The sequence below is a fragment of the Azorhizobium doebereinerae UFLA1-100 genome, assembly GCF_000473085.1.
In the GTDB taxonomy this organism is placed as follows: domain Bacteria; phylum Pseudomonadota; class Alphaproteobacteria; order Rhizobiales; family Xanthobacteraceae; genus Azorhizobium; species Azorhizobium doebereinerae.
The window spans coordinates 209,137-224,682 of record NZ_AXBA01000003.1 but is presented as its reverse complement, the minus strand read 5'-3'; the positions used below and the strand labels follow the sequence as shown (position 1 = coordinate 224,682).

15 protein-coding genes are annotated in these 15,546 nt (G+C 69.2%); 12 read left to right on the top strand and 3 right to left on the bottom strand.

Translation table 11 applies throughout. The annotated features are described in order from the left end of the window. Window positions 1-263: 263 nt before the first annotated feature. The 12 genes from YU1_RS0105015 to YU1_RS0104960 all read left to right on the top strand — a co-directional run bounded on the left by YU1_RS0105015 (window position 264) and on the right by YU1_RS0104960 (window position 12,631). Window positions 264-710 carry a hypothetical protein gene (locus YU1_RS0105015; protein WP_156921961.1) on the top strand — a complete coding sequence of 149 codons (447 nt, stop codon included), beginning with the start codon at window positions 264-266 and terminating at the stop codon, window positions 708-710. Between the two features lie 101 nt (window positions 711-811). Further along, on the top strand, window positions 812-2,431 hold the full coding sequence (locus tag YU1_RS0105010; RefSeq protein ID WP_084539668.1) for an ABC transporter substrate-binding protein: 1,620 nt from the start codon (window positions 812-814) through the stop codon (window positions 2,429-2,431). Window positions 2,432-2,493: 62 nt separating this feature from the next. Next, window positions 2,494-3,447, top strand: a complete 954-nt coding sequence (locus tag YU1_RS0105005; protein WP_029003131.1) for an ABC transporter permease — start codon at window positions 2,494-2,496, stop codon at window positions 3,445-3,447. Window positions 3,448-3,458: 11 nt separating this feature from the next. Beyond that, entirely contained in the window at window positions 3,459-4,361 is a 903-nt protein-coding gene (locus tag YU1_RS0105000; protein ID WP_029003130.1) for an ABC transporter permease, read from the top strand. A gap of 49 nt (window positions 4,362-4,410) precedes the next feature. After that, window positions 4,411-5,475, top strand: coding sequence for an ABC transporter ATP-binding protein (locus YU1_RS0104995; RefSeq protein WP_029003129.1), 1,065 nt, complete (start codon window positions 4,411-4,413; stop codon window positions 5,473-5,475). Continuing rightward, window positions 5,472-6,497 carry an ABC transporter ATP-binding protein gene (locus YU1_RS28030; RefSeq protein WP_051356499.1) on the top strand — a complete coding sequence of 342 codons (1,026 nt, stop codon included), beginning with the start codon at window positions 5,472-5,474 and terminating at the stop codon, window positions 6,495-6,497. The genes YU1_RS0104995 and YU1_RS28030 overlap by 4 nt, the downstream gene beginning before the upstream one ends. 52 nt (window positions 6,498-6,549) lie before the next feature. After that, window positions 6,550-7,608 carry an AbrB family transcriptional regulator gene (locus YU1_RS0104985; RefSeq protein ID WP_084539667.1) on the top strand — a complete coding sequence of 353 codons (1,059 nt, stop codon included), beginning with the start codon at window positions 6,550-6,552 and terminating at the stop codon, window positions 7,606-7,608. Between the two features lie 10 nt (window positions 7,609-7,618). Beyond that, window positions 7,619-9,058, top strand: a complete 1,440-nt coding sequence (locus YU1_RS0104980) for an amidase (RefSeq protein WP_084539666.1) — start codon at window positions 7,619-7,621, stop codon at window positions 9,056-9,058. A gap of 13 nt (window positions 9,059-9,071) precedes the next feature. Next, the gene (locus tag YU1_RS0104975) at window positions 9,072-9,281 is read left to right on the top strand and encodes a hypothetical protein (RefSeq protein ID WP_029003126.1); all 210 of its coding nucleotides are present in this window, start codon (window positions 9,072-9,074) and stop codon (window positions 9,279-9,281) included. Further along, window positions 9,278-10,606, top strand: a complete 1,329-nt coding sequence (locus tag YU1_RS0104970; RefSeq protein ID WP_029003125.1) for an amidase — start codon at window positions 9,278-9,280, stop codon at window positions 10,604-10,606. Before YU1_RS0104975 ends, YU1_RS0104970 begins: the two co-directional genes overlap by 4 nt. A 14-nt stretch (window positions 10,607-10,620) precedes the next feature. Continuing rightward, window positions 10,621-11,931 carry an amidase gene (locus YU1_RS0104965; RefSeq protein WP_029003124.1) on the top strand — a complete coding sequence of 437 codons (1,311 nt, stop codon included), beginning with the start codon at window positions 10,621-10,623 and terminating at the stop codon, window positions 11,929-11,931. A 28-nt stretch (window positions 11,932-11,959) separates the two neighbouring features. Then, the gene (locus YU1_RS0104960) at window positions 11,960-12,631 is read left to right on the top strand and encodes an isochorismatase family protein (protein ID WP_029003123.1); all 672 of its coding nucleotides are present in this window, start codon (window positions 11,960-11,962) and stop codon (window positions 12,629-12,631) included. 96 nt (window positions 12,632-12,727) lie between these two features. Here YU1_RS0104960 and YU1_RS0104955 read toward each other — a convergent pair whose 3' ends face one another. The 3 genes from YU1_RS0104955 to YU1_RS0104945 form a co-directional block, all read right to left on the bottom strand. Next, complete coding sequence (locus tag YU1_RS0104955; protein ID WP_029003122.1) at window positions 12,728-13,072, bottom strand: RidA family protein; 345 nt, start codon at window positions 13,070-13,072, stop codon at window positions 12,728-12,730. A gap of 172 nt (window positions 13,073-13,244) precedes the next feature. After that, window positions 13,245-14,291, bottom strand: coding sequence for a LacI family DNA-binding transcriptional regulator (locus YU1_RS0104950; protein ID WP_029003121.1), 1,047 nt, complete (start codon window positions 14,289-14,291; stop codon window positions 13,245-13,247). Window positions 14,292-14,473: 182 nt separating this feature from the next. Continuing rightward, window positions 14,474-15,511, bottom strand: a complete 1,038-nt coding sequence (locus YU1_RS0104945; protein WP_029003120.1) for an L-idonate 5-dehydrogenase — start codon at window positions 15,509-15,511, stop codon at window positions 14,474-14,476. Between the last annotated feature and the right edge of the window lie 35 nt (window positions 15,512-15,546).

Sequence of the window (15,546 nt, the reverse complement as noted above, 5' to 3'; positions counted from 1 at the left end):
CCGGAGCATCCGAGATCCCGCGACCGCCCTTGCGGAGGACATTCCAGCGTACCGGTGGGGGAAGGAGCCGATGCACGACGAACAGGAGCCCCACATTTCGTCGACTATTCAGCATCTTGCGTCGGAGCTTGACGCGTCCGCCGGCCACGATTGCATAGCGTGGCATGATGATTGCTTGACCAACAGGAACCACGGGCAGGGAGCCGGTCAACTGCGCGCATCTTAATTGTACACAATTTCGCGGCGAGGATCGAGGCGAGCTCATGTCAGCAGTCGAACGTGTCGCGCCCGAGCGCGTCGGACCCTTCGATCTTGGTATTGCTGCACCCGGCCGGCAGATGCGCGCCGGGGCCGTGTTGCCGGTGGCGACCACCACGGCCTGCATCGCCCAGGCGCGAAAGGCCGAAGCGGAACTGGCGGCAGGTGACGACCGGGGCCCGCCCCACGGTATCCCCCGCGACACCGGGCGCGGCACGCGCTCCCGCATTCCTGGCGATGCCCCGGCGCGGGCCGAGGACGATGTCCGGGCCATGCGGGCGCGCGCGGAGCCGATCGCCACGGGGCTCCGCGTCACGAGGCATGTTGACGTTCTGCTCACCTCTGGCGGCACGCGAACGCTGCGCATGGGCGATGCGTTCGAGCGCGAGATGGAGTTCCGCCGGTGCCGACCGCGCCTTGACCCGCCGGCGCGGGCCGCCGCGGCACAGTGAACAGGAGCGGCCGCAAACGGCCGCCATCGCGAAGGGAAACGCACGACGGAGAGCCGGACAAGATCAGGGGAAGGGTTCCGTCAATGAACAGACGTTCGTTTATGCAGTTGCTTTCGGGGGTGTCGCTGACAGCCGTGTCGCTCACCGCCGGAGAGCTGGGCCTGGGGCTGGGATCGGCGCAGGCGCAGGCCAAGCCGGGCGTGCTGCGCGTGGCCATGACTGCCGCGGACATCCCCCTGACCACCGGGCAACCGAGCCAGGGCGCCGAGGGCATCCGCTTCATGGGGATCACCCTCTATGACGGCCTCACCCGCTGGGACCTGTCCAAGGCCGACCAGGCGGCGCAGGTCATTCCCGACCTCGCCGAGAGCTGGACCGTGGACCCCAAGGACCAGAAGGTGTGGACCTTCAAGCTGCGTCAGGGCGTGACGTTCCATGACGGCTCCGAGTTCAACGCCGATGCGGTGATCTGGAACTTCGACAAGCTGATGAAGACGGATGCCCCGCAGTTCGACCAGGCGCAGGCCAACCAGGCCGCCTCCTATGACGCCAACATCGGCTCCTGGCGCAAGATCGACGACTATACGGTGGAGATCGCCACCAAGCGGGTGGACGCAGTCCTGCCCTACAATCTCGCCGGCCTGTTCATGTCGAGCCCCAAGCGCTGGGAAGAGGTGGGCAAGGACTGGGGCAAGTTCGCCGAGAAGCCTTCCGGCACCGGGCCCTGGATCCTCGAATCCTTCAAGCCGCGCGAGCGCGCGGAGCTGATCCGCAACCCCAACCACTGGAACAAGGCCCGCATTCCCAAGTCGGACCGGCTGGTGCTGCTGCCCATGCCGGATGCCAACACCCGCGTCGCGGCGCTGCTCTCCGGCCAGGTGGACTGGATCGAGGCGCCGCCGCCGGATGCGGTGCCGCGCCTGAAGCAGCAGAAGATGCAGATCGTCACCAACCTCTATCCGCACGTCTGGCCGTTCCAGCTCTCCTTCCTGGAGGATTCACCCTTCAAGGACGTGCGCGTGCGCAAGGCCGCCAACCTCGCCATCGACCGCGAAGGGCTGGTGAAGCTGCTCGGCGGCCTCGCGGCGCCCGCCAAGGGCATGGTGGACGAGAAGCACCCCTGGTTCGGCAAGCCCACCTTCGACATCAAGTATGATCCCGAAGGCGCCAAGAAGCTGCTCAAGGAAGCGGGCTACGGGCCGGACAAGCCGGTGAAGGCGAAGTTCATCATCTCCCCGTCCGGCTCCGGCCAGATGCTGCCGCTGCCCATGAACGAGTTCATCAAGGAGAACTTCAAGGACGTCGGCATCGACCTGGAGTTCGAGGTGCTGGACTGGGAGGCGCTGCGCGCCCGCCGCCGTCTCGGCGCCTGGGCGCCGGAGAACAAGGGCCGGCACGGCATCAACAACAGCTGGGCCTATTGGGACCCGGACATCGGCCTGATCGGCACGGCGGCCTCCTTCGCCAAGGTGCCGGGCGGGTTCAACTGGGGCGACTTCAAGGACGCCAAGGTGGACGAGCTCTCCACCAAGGCCAAGGCGGCCTTCGAGCCCGCCGAGCAGAACAAGATCCTGGCCGACCTGCACAGCCATATCGTGGACGAGGCCATGTGGATCTGGGTCGTGCACGACCTCAACCCCCGCGCCATGCGCCCCAACGTGAAAGGCTTCGTCCAGGCCCAGAGCTGGTTCCAGGACCTGACGCCGGTCACGGTCTCGTAGGGCTCCCTGGCGGCGGACGGCAAGCCCGCCCGCCGCCCGGTCCGCGATCGAAAGGACGCCTCATGCTCGTCTATATCCTGCGCCGCATCCTCTACACCGTGCCGATCGCGATGGGCGTTTCGCTGGTCTGCTTCGCGCTGATCCACATCGCGCCGGGCGATCCGCTCAGCGCCATCATTCCCGAAGGCGCCTCCCCGGACACGGTGGCGCAGATCCGCGTGGCCTACGGCTTCGACCGGCCGCTGCCGGTGCAGTATCTGAAGTGGCTGGCCCATGTGGCACAAGGCGATTTCGGCCTGTCGATCATGACCCAGCGCCCGGTGCTGGCGGAGGTCGCGCCCGCCCTCGTCAACACCTTGACGCTGGCGGCCGCAGCCGTGCTGTTCGGCTTCGTGCTCGGCTGCCTGCTCGGGGTGGCGTCCGGCTATCTCGCAGGAAGGCCCACGGACAAGGTTGTCACCGCCGCCTCCATCACGGGCGTCTCCATCCCGCACTACTGGCTGGGCATGGTCCTGATGGTGATCTTCGCCGTCAACCTCAATCTGCTGCCCGCCACCGGCATGGGCGAAGGCGGCTCGGGCACTTTCGGCCTCGGCTGGGACAGCCTGCAATATCTGGTGCTTCCCGCGCTCACCCTGTCGGTGATCCCGGCCGGCATCATCGCCCGCTCGGTGCGCGGCACCATCGCCGAGGTGCGCAAGCAGGACTTCATGCAGACCCTGCACGCCAAGGGCCTGCCCGGCCGCCGCATCTTCGTCCATGTGGTCAAGAACGCACTGCCGTCCGTGCTCGCGGTCATGGGCCTCCAGCTCGCCCAATTGCTCGGCGGCTCGATCCTGGTGGAGACCGTCTTCTCCTGGCCCGGCACCGGCTTTCTGCTGAACAACGCGATCTTCACCCGCGACCTGCCGGTGCTCCAGGGCACGATCCTCGTGCTCGCGATGTTCTTCGTCCTGATCAATCTTGCCGTCGACGTCCTTCAGACCGTGGTCGACCCGCGCATCAAGCGCGCCTGACGGAGAGCCCCATGCCCCAGACCTCGATCGCCCTCGCCGGCGCCGATGCCCCAGCCAAGGGCAGGCGCCCGGCCACGCGCAGCTTCTGGCGCAATGTGCTGCGCCGCCTGCTGCGCGATCCGGTGACGATGACCTGCTTCACGATCCTGCTGCTGATCGTGCTGGCCGCGATCTTCGCCCCCTATGTCGCCCCGCACGATCCCTATCGCACCAGCATGGCGCGAAGGCTGATCGCTCCCGGCGACGCCCGCTACTGGCTCGGCACCGACGAATTGGGCCGCGACCTGCTCTCGCGCCTGATCTATGGCGGGCGGCTGTCACTGTTCATGGGCTTCGCGCCGGTCCTGATGGCCACCGCCATCGGCGGCGCGCTGGGCGTCATCGCCGGTTATGTGGGCGGGGCGATGAACATGCTGATCATGCGCGTGATCGACGTGTTCTATGCCTTCCCTTCCGTGCTGCTGGCGGTCGCCATCTCCGGGGTGCTCGGCGCGGGCATCGGCAACACCATCTTCTCCCTCACCCTGGTCTTCATCCCGCCGGTCGCGCGCGTGGCGGAAAGCGTGGCGACGCAGATGCGCATGCAGGACTTCGTCGAGGCGGCCCGCGCGACCGGCGCGGCGAACTGGCGGATCGTCCTCGCCCATGTGGTGCCGAACGTGACCGGGCCGATCCTGAGCTATGCCTCAAGCCTGATCAGCGTCTCCATCGTGCTGGCGGCCGGCCTCTCCTTCCTCGGCCTCGGCATCACGCCGCCGGAGCCGGAATGGGGCCTGATGCTGAACACGCTGCGCCAATCGATCTATGTGGCGCCGCTCAACGCCGTGCTGCCGGGCGTGATGATCTTCATCACCTCCATGTGCTTCAACCTGATGAGCGACGGGCTGCACAGCGCCATGGACGTCAAGCAGTGAGGACGCCGGCATGAACCCTTCCCCTCCGTTCCAGCCGCACGGTTCCGCCATGGCAGCCATTCCCAACGACGTGGATCCGCGCGACCGCGGCGGCCCGGCCCAGCCCCTGCTCATCGTCGAAGGGCTGAAGAAGCATTTCCCGATCCGTGGCGGCCTGCTCGGTCGCCCGCAAGCCTGGGTACAGGCGGTGGATGGCGTCGATCTCGTGGTCAACAAGGGCGAGACGCTCGGCATCGTGGGCGAGTCCGGCTGCGGCAAGTCCACCACCGCACGCCTGCTGATGCATCTGATGGCGCCGGATGCGGGAGAGGTCATCTTCGACGGCGAACAGGTCGGCGCCATGCGCGGCCTCTCCGTCCGCGACCTGCGCCGGCAGATGCAGATGGTGTTCCAGGACAGCTATTCCTCGCTCAACCCGCGCATGACCATCGAGGACTCCATCGCCTTCGGCCTCGTGTCCCAAGGCAAGGCCGCACAGGAGGCCAAGACCCGCGCGGCCTCCATGCTGCGCATGGTGGGCCTGCCGCCCGATCTGTTCGCCCAGCGTTATCCGCACGAATTGTCCGGCGGCCAGCGCCAGCGCGTCAACATCGCCCGCGCGCTGACCATGGGGCCGCGCCTGCTGATCCTGGACGAGGCGGTCTCGGCGCTGGACAAGTCCGTCGAGGCGCAGGTGCTCAACCTGCTGCAGGAACTGAAGGCGAAGCTCGAACTCACCTACATCTTCATCTCGCACGACCTGAACGTGATCCAGTACATCAGCGATCGCGTGCTGGTAATGTATCTCGGCAAGGCGGTGGAGATCGGCCCGGTGGACGCGATCTACCGGGCGCCGAAGCATCCCTATACGCGGGCCCTGCTCTCCTCCCGGCCCTCCATGGACCCACGCCGGCGCATGGAGAGGCCGCCGCTCTCCGGCGACCCGCCGAACCCCATCAACCCGCCGACCGGCTGCCGCTTCCGCACCCGCTGCCCGATCGCCGAGGCCGTCTGCGCCGAGACCGCGCCGCCGCTGGCGGCGGCGAAGGGGGACGAGACGCATCCGGTCGCCTGCCACGCCCATCGCCCCGGCTCCGGACACAGCGCCGCCCCGGCGGAAGGAGCCGTGCATTGACCGCCCCGGAGAGAGCCGCCGGCTCCCCCCTGGTGGAGGTCGAGAACCTCACCGTCCGCTTCATCGGCCGGGACCTCGACATCTGCGTGGTCAACGGCGTGTCCTTCACGCTCGATCGCGGTTCGTCCATGTGCATCCTGGGCGAGTCCGGCTCAGGCAAGAGCGTGACGCTGCGCGCGCTGATGCGGCTGTTTCCCCCAACCGCCCGGCTCCAGGGCGCCATCCGCGTGGACGGGGTCGACGTGCTGGCGCTGGAGGAGAACCGGCTGCGCCAGATCCGCGGCGGGCTAATCTCCATGATCTTCCAGGAGCCGATGACGGCGCTCGACCCGGTGTTCACCATCGGCCAGCAGATCGCCGAGACCCTGGTCTATCACGAAGGCATCTCCTTCCGCGCCGCCGATGCGCGGGCGCTGCAATTGCTGGAGCTGGTGCAGGTTCCCTCGGCCAGGCGGCGGCTGGAGGCCTATCCGCACGAACTATCGGGCGGGCTGCGCCAGCGCGCCATGATCGCCCTCGCGCTCGCCTGCAAGCCCAAGCTGCTGCTTGCCGACGAGCCGACCACGGCGCTCGACGCCACCGTGCAGATCCAGATTCTGCTTCTGCTGCGCGAGCTGCAACGCGAGCTGGGCATGGCGACCATCTTCGTGACGCATGATCTCGGCGTCGCCTGCGAGGTCGCGGACAAGATCGCGGTGATGTATGCGGGGAAATTCGTCGAGACCGGCTCGGTTGAGCAGGTGATCGATCATCCGCGCCATCCCTATACGCAGGGGCTGATGAATTCGACCATCCATGCCGACATGCGCGGCGTGGCGCTCGATCCCATCCCCGGCGCGCCGCCGGACCTGACCGACCTTCCCGCCGGCTGCCCCTTCGCCCCGCGCTGCGCGGCGGCGCGCGAACCCTGCCTCGCCGTCCAGCCGGAGCTGGCCGTGCTGGAAGGCGGTCAGCAGGCCCGCTGCCTGCAATACGCCCCCGGCCCGGCCTTCTCCGAGGCAGCGCTGCTGAAAGCGAGCTGAGCCGCGCACAGATGAACACGCCCCCCCTCTCAACCGGGCAGCGCTCGGCCGGATCACGCTCGGGCTCGCCATCGGCCTTGCCGGCGGCTGCCTGTTCGCCTGGATCGGCACGCCTTTGCCCTGGATCATCGGTCCCATCATCTGCTGCGGCCTCGCCACCTTTCTCGGCCTGCCACTGAAGGCCTCCAGCGAGGGGCGCATCGGTGGCATGCTGGTGCTCGGCGTGGCGCTCGGCCTCTATTTCACGCCCGAAGCGGCCATGGCCGTGCTGGCGCATTTGCCGGTCATCGTCGCCGCCAGCGGCACCACGCTGGCGGTGGGCGCGGCGGCCTCCTTCCTGCTGGCGCGCACCGCGCGCATCGACCATGTGACCGCCTTCTTCTGCAGCGTGCCCGGCGGCATCGCGGAAATGAGCATGGTCGGCGAGCGCTTCGGCGGCCGCCCCATGCCCATCGCGGTGACCCAGCTGCTGCGTGTGGTCTCCGTCACCATCCTCATCCCCAGCACGCTGACCCTGCTGGGGGCCGGCGGCAGCAGCACCAGCGCCCTCGGCGCCCTGCCCTTCTCCTGGTCCGGCCTGGTGCTCTCGCTCGGCCTCGCCTTCGCCTTCTCCGCCTTGCTCGCGCGGTTCCGCTTCCGCAATGCCTGGCTGCTCGGGCCCATGGCGGTGGGCTGCGTGCTGGGGCTCTCCGAGGCCGATCTATCCTCCGTGCCACCCTGGCTCACCGCCATCGGGCAGGTGCTCATGGGCGCGCACATCGGCGCGCAGTTCGACCGCGCGCTCATCACCAGCATGCGCCGCTTCATCCCGGCGGCGCTGGTCAACCTGGCTGTGCTGATGGCGGGCTGCGCCACGGTGGGTGTTCTGGTGGCTTATGCCTCCGGCATCTCGCCCGGCAACATGGTGCTGGCCACCTCGCCCGGCGGCGTCACCGAAATGTGCATCACCGCCAAGGTGTTGCATCTCGACGTGCCCATCGTGGTCGCGTTCCACATCGTCCGCATCTTCCTCGTCATCCTGTCGGCGCCCTACCTGTTCCGCCTGCTCCGGGCAGTGGGGGCGATGCCGATGCCACCCGCGCACGCCCCCGCGCGCCTGCCCGCCGAATGAGAGGTCCGCCATGAACATGCCGAGCACCGCCGCCGAAGTGTCCGGCGCCGCCACGCCGTTGCACTTCCTCACCGTGTCGGAGGCCTCGCGGCTCATCGGCAGCGGGCGACTGTCGCCGGTCACGCTGGTGGAAGCTTTTCTCGCCCGCATAGATGCGCTGGATGCCCGGCTCCACAGCTACATCACCGTCACGCGTGAGCGCGCGCTCACGGTGGCGCAGGCGGCGGAACGGGAGATCGCCGCCGGGCGCTGGAAGGGGCCGCTCCACGGCATCCCGTTCGCGGTGAAGGACAATTACCATGTCGCCGGCATCCCCACGACCGGCGGATCGCGGCTGATGCTCGACCATGTTCCCAGCTGCACCGCGACGGCGGTGGCGCGGCTGGAAGCGGCCGGCGCCATCCTGCTCGGCAAGCTGAACACCTGGGAATATGGCACGGGCAACGGCGGCGTCTATCACGACCTGCCCTTCCCCGTGGCGCGCAATCCCTGGGATCTTGAATGCTTCACCGGCGGTTCCTCGACCGGCGCCGGCGCCTCGGTCGCCGCCGGCACGGCCATGTTCGCGCTCGGCTCCGACACCGGTGGCTCGATCCGCCTGCCGGCAGCCGCCTGCGGGCTGCTGGGTTTCAAGGCGACGTTCGGGCGGGTCAGCCGCGCCCATTGCCTGCCCAATTGCTGGACGCTCGACCACACCGGGCCGCTCACCTGGACGGTGGAGGACAATGCCATCGTCATGCAGGCGATCGCCGGCCATGACCCGGACGATCCCTCCAGCGCCGACGTCCCCACGCCCGACTATCGCAAGGCGTTGCACGCGGGCGTGAAGGGGCTCGTCGTCGGCTTCGTCCGCGATCTCGGTCCGGAGGGCGCCGCGCTCGATGCCGCCAACGCCCAGGCCCTGGAGGATGCCGCGCGCGTGCTGGAGCAGCAGGGCGCCATCATCCGCGAGGTGACGCTGCCCGCGCCGCTGGCGCACTACCGCACTGTCACCAAGGTCATCAACTGGGCGGAGTCCTATTCGATCCACGAGCGGGATTTCCTGGAACGCAGCGCGCTGATGGGCCAGGCGCTGCGCGAGAAGATGATGTCCGGCTTCACCGTCCGGGCGGCGGACTATCTGGCGGCGACGCGGCTGCGCCGCACGCTCGTCGCCGCCACCGACGCGCTGGTGCGGTCCTGCGATGCCCTGCTGATCGCCGGCGCATTCCATGTGGCGCCGCGCTTCGACGCGCCGGACACGGTCGCCCCCTTCACCGCCGACACCGCCACCACGGTGTTCAACGTCACCGGCCACCCAGCCCTCACGGTCTGCACCGGTTACGACGCCGGGGGCCTCCCGCTGAATGCGCAGATCGTCGGACGCTTCTTCGACGAGGCCACCGTGCTGCGCGTCGCCCAGGCCTATGAGGCCGCCACGCCCTGGCGCGCCCGCCGCCCCGCGCTCTGATCCGGAGGACCCCATGCCTGACATCCAGACCGCCACCGACGCAGAGATCCGGCTCTATGCCGAGCGACACGGGCTCAGGGACCTGCCGGAGGCGCAGGTCGCGCGGCTCGCGGAACTCGCCAAGACCGTGCGCGAAACCGGCCTCGCCATCCCGCGCATGCCCTCGGAAGAGGACGAACCCGCCCATCTGTTCACCGTGACGGCTCTGCGAGATCCCAAATGAGCACGATTGAACCCTGTTTCCTCACCGCCGCGCAGGCCGCGGCCGAGATCGCGGCCGGGCGCCTCACCAGCGAGGCGCTGGTCCGCTCCTGCCTGGCGCGGATCGAGGCGCGCGACCCGGCCGTGAAGGCCTGGCTGCATGTGGACCCGGACCTCGCCATCCGGCAGGCGCGGGAGCTGGACAAGCGCCCGTCCATGGGCCCGCTGCACGGCCTGCCCTTCGGCGTGAAAGACATCATGGACACCGCCGACATGCCGACCACCTACAATTCGCCGGCCTGGCAGCGGCACAGGCCCACACGCGACGCCGCCTGTGTCTCCATCGTCCGCCATGCCGGCGCGATCATCCTCGGCAAGACCGACACGGTGGAGTTCGCCTTCAACTCGCGCAAGGCCGCGAGCCGCAATCCCTACAATCTGGCGCATACGCCGGGCGGCTCCTCGTCCGGCTCCGGCGCCGCGGTGGGCGACTATCAGGTGCCGTTCGCCTTCGGCACCCAGACGGCGGGCTCCCACATCCGCCCCGCCTCCTTCAACGGCATCTATGCGATCAAGCCGTCCTGGGGCACGGTGAGCCGCGAGGGCGTGCACATGATCTCGCCCATCCTCGACACGGTCGGCTGGTATGGTCGCAGCGTCGACGACCTCATTCTCGGGGCGCGGGCGTTCCAGTTGCCCGGCATCGCCGATCTGGCGACGCGCGATCCCGGGGGCCTGCGCATCGGCTATTGCGAAACGCCCTACTGGGCGAAGGCTGAGACCGGCGCCAGGAAGGCGATGGCGGCCGCGGCCGAGCGGCTGCGGCGGGCCGGCGCCATCGTGGAAGAGATCGTCCTGCCCGCGCACTTCGCCGATCTCGCCGAGGCGCACACCATGATCATGTTCGGCGAGGGCCGCGTGGCGCTCTATGACGAATATCTGCGCGACAGCCATGGCATGCATCCCGAACTGCGGCTGACGGTCGAGAACGGGCGGGGCGTGACGCCAAGGCGGCTGGTCGAAGCCTACGACCTTTCCGACGCCTGCCGCAGGGAGTTCGACGCCATCGCCTCCGGCTTCGATGCCGTCCTGGCGCCGGCCGCGACGGGCGAGGCCCCCAAGGGGCTGCACACGGTCGGCGACTGGATCTTCAACGGGCTGTGGACGCTGCTGCACACGCCCTGCGTCGCCATCCCGACGGTGCTCGGGGACCTGGGCCTTCCCGTCGGCATCCAGCTCGTCGGCCCGCGCCTCTCGGACACCGGCCTCCTCGCCGTGGCCCACGCGCTCCAGCCCGTGCTGGACGATTTCGCCGATATGCGCGCCAGCGTCCTCTCCGCCGCCTGAGAAAGCCCCATCCGATGGAACCCTGTTTTCTGACCGCCGCCGAGGCCGCGGCCCGCATCCGCGACGGCAAGCTGACCAGCGAGGCCCTCGTCCGCTCCTGCCTCGCGCGCATCGAGGCGCGCGACCCGCAGGTCAAGGCCTGGCTTTACGTCGACAAGGCCAAGGCCATCGCCACCGCGCGCGAGCTGGACAAGCGCCCGCCCATGGGCCCGCTGCACGGCCTGCCGTTCGGCATCAAGGACATGATCGACACCGCCGACATGCCCACCACCTACAATTCACCCGTCTTCCAGGACTATCGCCCCGCCCGCGACGCGGCCTGCGTCGGCGTGGCGCGCTTCTCCGGCGCCGTCATCCTCGGCAAGACCGACACGGTGGAGTTCGCCGCCGCCGGCCGGCGCGCGGCCACGCGCAACCCCAAGAATTTCGGCCACACACCGGGCGGCTCGTCCTCCGGCTCCGGTGCGGCGGTGGGAGACCGGCAGGTGCAGCTCGCCTTCGGCACCCAGACCGGCGGCTCGCACATCCGCCCGGCCTCCTTCAACGGCATCTATGGGCTGAAGCCCACCTGGGGCTCGGTCAGCCGCGAGGGCGCCAAGCAATATTCCAACATGCTCGACACCATCGGCTGGTACGGCCGCTCGGTCGCCGATCTGTCCCTCGTCGCCTCGGCCTTCCGCCTGCACGCGGTCGGCGAGGTCTCGGTGCCGGAAGTCGCGTCGCTGAAGGTCGCATGGTGCCGGACGCCGTTCTGGAACCGGATCGAGCCCGCCGGCGAAAAGGCCCTCGCGCTCGCCTGCGAGCGGCTGTCCAAGGCCGGCGCGACGCTGGTCGAACTGACCTTGCCGAAACCCTTCGACGGCATGTTCGAGGCGCAGAACACCATCATGATGGGCGAGGGCCGCGCCTCCTTCCTCGATGTGGCGCTCGAATTCCGCGACCGCCTGCACCAGGATTTCCATGATCGTGTCGGCAATACGCTGGGCATCACCCCGGAGAAGCTGATCGCCGCCTACGATCTGGCCGCCGACTGCCGGCGCGCCTTCGAGGCGCTCTATAGCGACTTCGACGTGGTGCTGACGCCGGCTTCCCCCGGCGAGGCGCCGGAAGGCACCTACAATACCGGCGACCACGTCTTCAACGCCATGTGGACGCTGTTGCACGTGCCCTGCCTCGGCATCCCCTGCACCACAGGGCCGAAGGGCCTCCCGGTGGGCGTTCAGATCGTGGCCCCGCGATACGACGACGCCCGCCTGCTCGCGCTCGCCGAGGCGCTCGCGCCCGTCATCGACCTGGAGACGCCGCTCTACGCCCCCGAAGCCTGAACCGCCGCATCGGCAGAGGAGACGCCCCATGACCGACGTTCTGAACCAAACGCTCCAGACGATCTTCGCGGAGAACTCCGCTTTCTATGCCGAGCGGGGCTTCGAGCGGCGGGTCGGCTACGGCCGGAAGCCCGCGCTCGTCGTCATCGACATGGCCAACGGCTGGACCCGTCCCGGCAGCCCCTTCTCCTGCGGTGGCATGGACACGGTGATCCCGGCCAATCAGGCCCTGATCGCCGCCTTCCGGGCGAAAGGCCTGCCGGTGGTCTTCACCACCACGGCCTATGACGTCACCGCGGGCGAGGATACGGACATGGGCCTGTGGGCGCGCAAGGTGCCCCTGGAAGCGATGAAGACGGGGAGCTGGGAAGCGGCCATCGACGACGAACTCGCGCCGCGCGGCGGAGAATTCGTCATCCTGAAGAAGCGGGCCAGCGCGTTCCACGGCACCAACCTGTCCAGCATGCTGAAGGCCATGGGGGTGGATACGGTGGTGCTCACGGGCGTCACCGCCTCGGCCTGCGTGCGCCATTCCACCGAAGACGCCATCGCCGAGGGCTTCCGGCCGATCGTCGTGCGCGAGGCCGTGGGCGACCGTATCGCCGGCGCGATTGCCTGGAACCTGTTCGACATCGACGCGAAGTTCGGGGATGTCGAACCGCTCGACGCCGCGCTCGCCTATGTTGCGCGGCTGGGCTGAAACGTCCGCACGATCATCCGGAGGCAGAACGGCGCGCCGGGTCGATGGGACTGGCGAGGGGCGATAACGCCCCCCGCTTTCACCTGCTGCCGAGCCTCAGGGCTTGGCGGCGACCACGATGATCTCGACCTTGAACTGCGGGGCGGCCAGCTTGCCTTCGCTGGTGGCGCGGGCGGGCGGGTTCTCCTTGTCCACCCACGCATCCCACACGCTGTTCATCTCGGCGAAATCGGCGATGTTGGACAGCCAGATGGTGGCGGACAGGATGTTCGCCTTGCTGCTGCCGGCGCGCGCGAGCAGGTCGTCGATCGAGGCGAGCACACTGCGCGTCTGGGTCGCAACGTCCGGGCCGTCGCCCACCTGGCCGGCGAGATAGATCGTGTTGCCGTGGATCACGGCATCGCTCATGCGGGCACCCTTGTCGAGACGGACAATGCTCATCTTGGCTTTCCTGCAATCGGCCCGCTCGGAAACACGGGCACGGGGATGGGGACGGCGACTGCCGCCAGCGCGCATATAGCACGACCGCCGCGACTGGGGCCCCCGTCGGCGGTCCTTTGGATCGTTTCGCAACGGATCGACCCGCGGCATCGACCGCCATGGCCCTGCCCTATCAGGCCCTTGGCGGCGACCTGCGGCCGCGCCGGCGCGCCGGCGCGGTGGTCTCCCGTGCGATCAGGCGAAAGCCCACGTCCACCCGCTCTGAAGCGGCGGCCGGGTTCGACGGGCCGCGCAGAAGCCGCATCAGAAGCTCGCCCGTGCGGCGGCCGATGGCGCGCGCATCCACCCCCATGGTGGTCAGCGCCGGCACCGACTGCCGCCCGATGTCGAAATCGCCGAACCCCATGAGCGAGAGGTCGCCCGGCACCCGGATGGCGCGACGATGGCACTCCATGAGCGCCCCCCAGGCGGTGATGTCGGACACGGCGAACACCGCCTCCACATCCGGCGCGCGCGCCAACAGCGCCACGAGCGCCTGCCGGCCCTGCTCGAAGCTGACAGGCACTTCGCCATGGTGCAGCACAAGGTCGTCGGCGACGCCGGCTTCCCGCAGCGCGGCGGCGAACCCCTTCATGCGGTCCTCGCCGCGATAGTCCCGCGCCTCGCCGTCCCGGCCCGGCCCCAGCGCCCCGATGCGGCGGTGGCCGAGCGCCAGCAGATGATGGGCGGCAGCCCGGCCGATCTCGTAGTTCGAGAAGCCAACCGCGTGGTCGAGCGGCTGGGCGGGCGTGTCCCATATCTCCACCACCGGCACGCCGGAGCGGGCGAGGAGCTGGCTGGCGGCCTTGGTATGGACCGTGCTGGCCACCACCACCGCGTCCGGCCGGCGCGGCAGCATGGCGCGGATGAGCCGCTCCTCCTCGTCCATATGGTACATGGAATAGCCGATGAGCAGCTGATAATCCGCCGGCCGCAGGATCTCGGTCAGCGCATGGGCCGTATCGGCGAAATTGACGTTGGTCAGCGTGGGCAGGATGGCCGCGATAAAATGCGTGCGGCGGGACGACAGGCTGCCCGCGACCCGGTCCGGCACATAACCCAGCTGCTCCACCGCCGCCAGCACCCGCGCTCGCGTATCCGCCTGGACGGTCGCGGGGTCCGCGAAAACGCGCGAGACGGTCATCGTCGAGACGCCGGCGAGGCGGGAGACGTCCCGCATGGTCGGCTTGCGCGGGCGGTGCGGCATGGCTGCGCTCAACACCCGCGCCGGCGGCGGCGACCGGCGAAGCGGGGCTGCGATCCCCGCGCTCCCCCGCCCCGCGCCACCCTGCGCCGATCCATGAGACCACTCATCGTGCGCGCCTTTTCCTGGGCCCGGCCAAGGCCGCGCCTCGGCCCCGTTCAGAAATGCAGATGCACCTTGATGGCCTGGGTGCGGTCCGCCGCCATGGCGAAGGCCGCGTCCGCGTCGTCCATCAGCATCTGCGCCGACAGGATGGGGGTGACATCCACCAGCCCCCTCGCCAGATAGGTCACCGCCGTCTCGAACTCGCGGTCGAAGCGGAACGCCCCCACGAAGTCGATCTCTCGCGCCATCAGCAGGTTGGCCGGCACCGGGATCACGCCGGGCGGCATCATGCCCACCTGCACCACCCGCCCGCCGGGCCGCACCACCTTGAACAGCGCCGCCAGCGCCTGGGGCGATCCCGTCGCCTCCAGCGCGATGTCGAAAAAGCCCTTGTCCGCCTCGTAGCGCGCCAGTTGCTCGGGCGCGGTACCGACGCAGATGGTCTCGTCGACGCCCGCGCTGCGCGCCACCGCGAGCGGCGCCTCCACCAGGTCGGTGATGGCAATGTGCGCCGCCCCCATGCGCCGGGCCACCATGGCGATGAGGATGCCGATCGGCCCGGCCCCGGCGATGAGAATGCTGCGCCCGGCCATCTCCCCGCCCCGCCGGCAGGCGTGCACCGCCACGGCGAGGGGTTCCGCGCAGGCCGCCACCCGCATGGACATGGAATGGGGCACCTTCACGCATTGGTCCGCGCGGGCGGTGAAGGTTTCGCTGAACGCGCCCTGGACATGGGGAAAGATCGCCGCGCTGCCGAAGAAGCGCATGTTGCGGCAGAGGTTGCTCCGCCCCAGGCGGCAGTAGTCGCAGGTCAGGCACGGCCGGCTGGGATTGACGGCGACCCGGTCTCCCGGCGCAACCCCATGGACCGAGACGCCGGTCTCGACCACCTCGCCCGCCACCTCGTGGCCGAGAACCAGAGGCTGGCGCACGTCGAAATCGCCCACGCGCCCCTTGAAATAATAGGACAGGTCGGAGCCGCAGATGCCGCCCGCGCCGAGCCGCAGGCGCACCTCGTCGGGCCCCAGCGCACGCTCGTCCATCTGTTCGATCCGCAGGTCCTTGGCTGCATGGAGAACCGCCGCGCGCATCTTGCCTCCCGATCCGTGCGCCCCATTGACTTCGA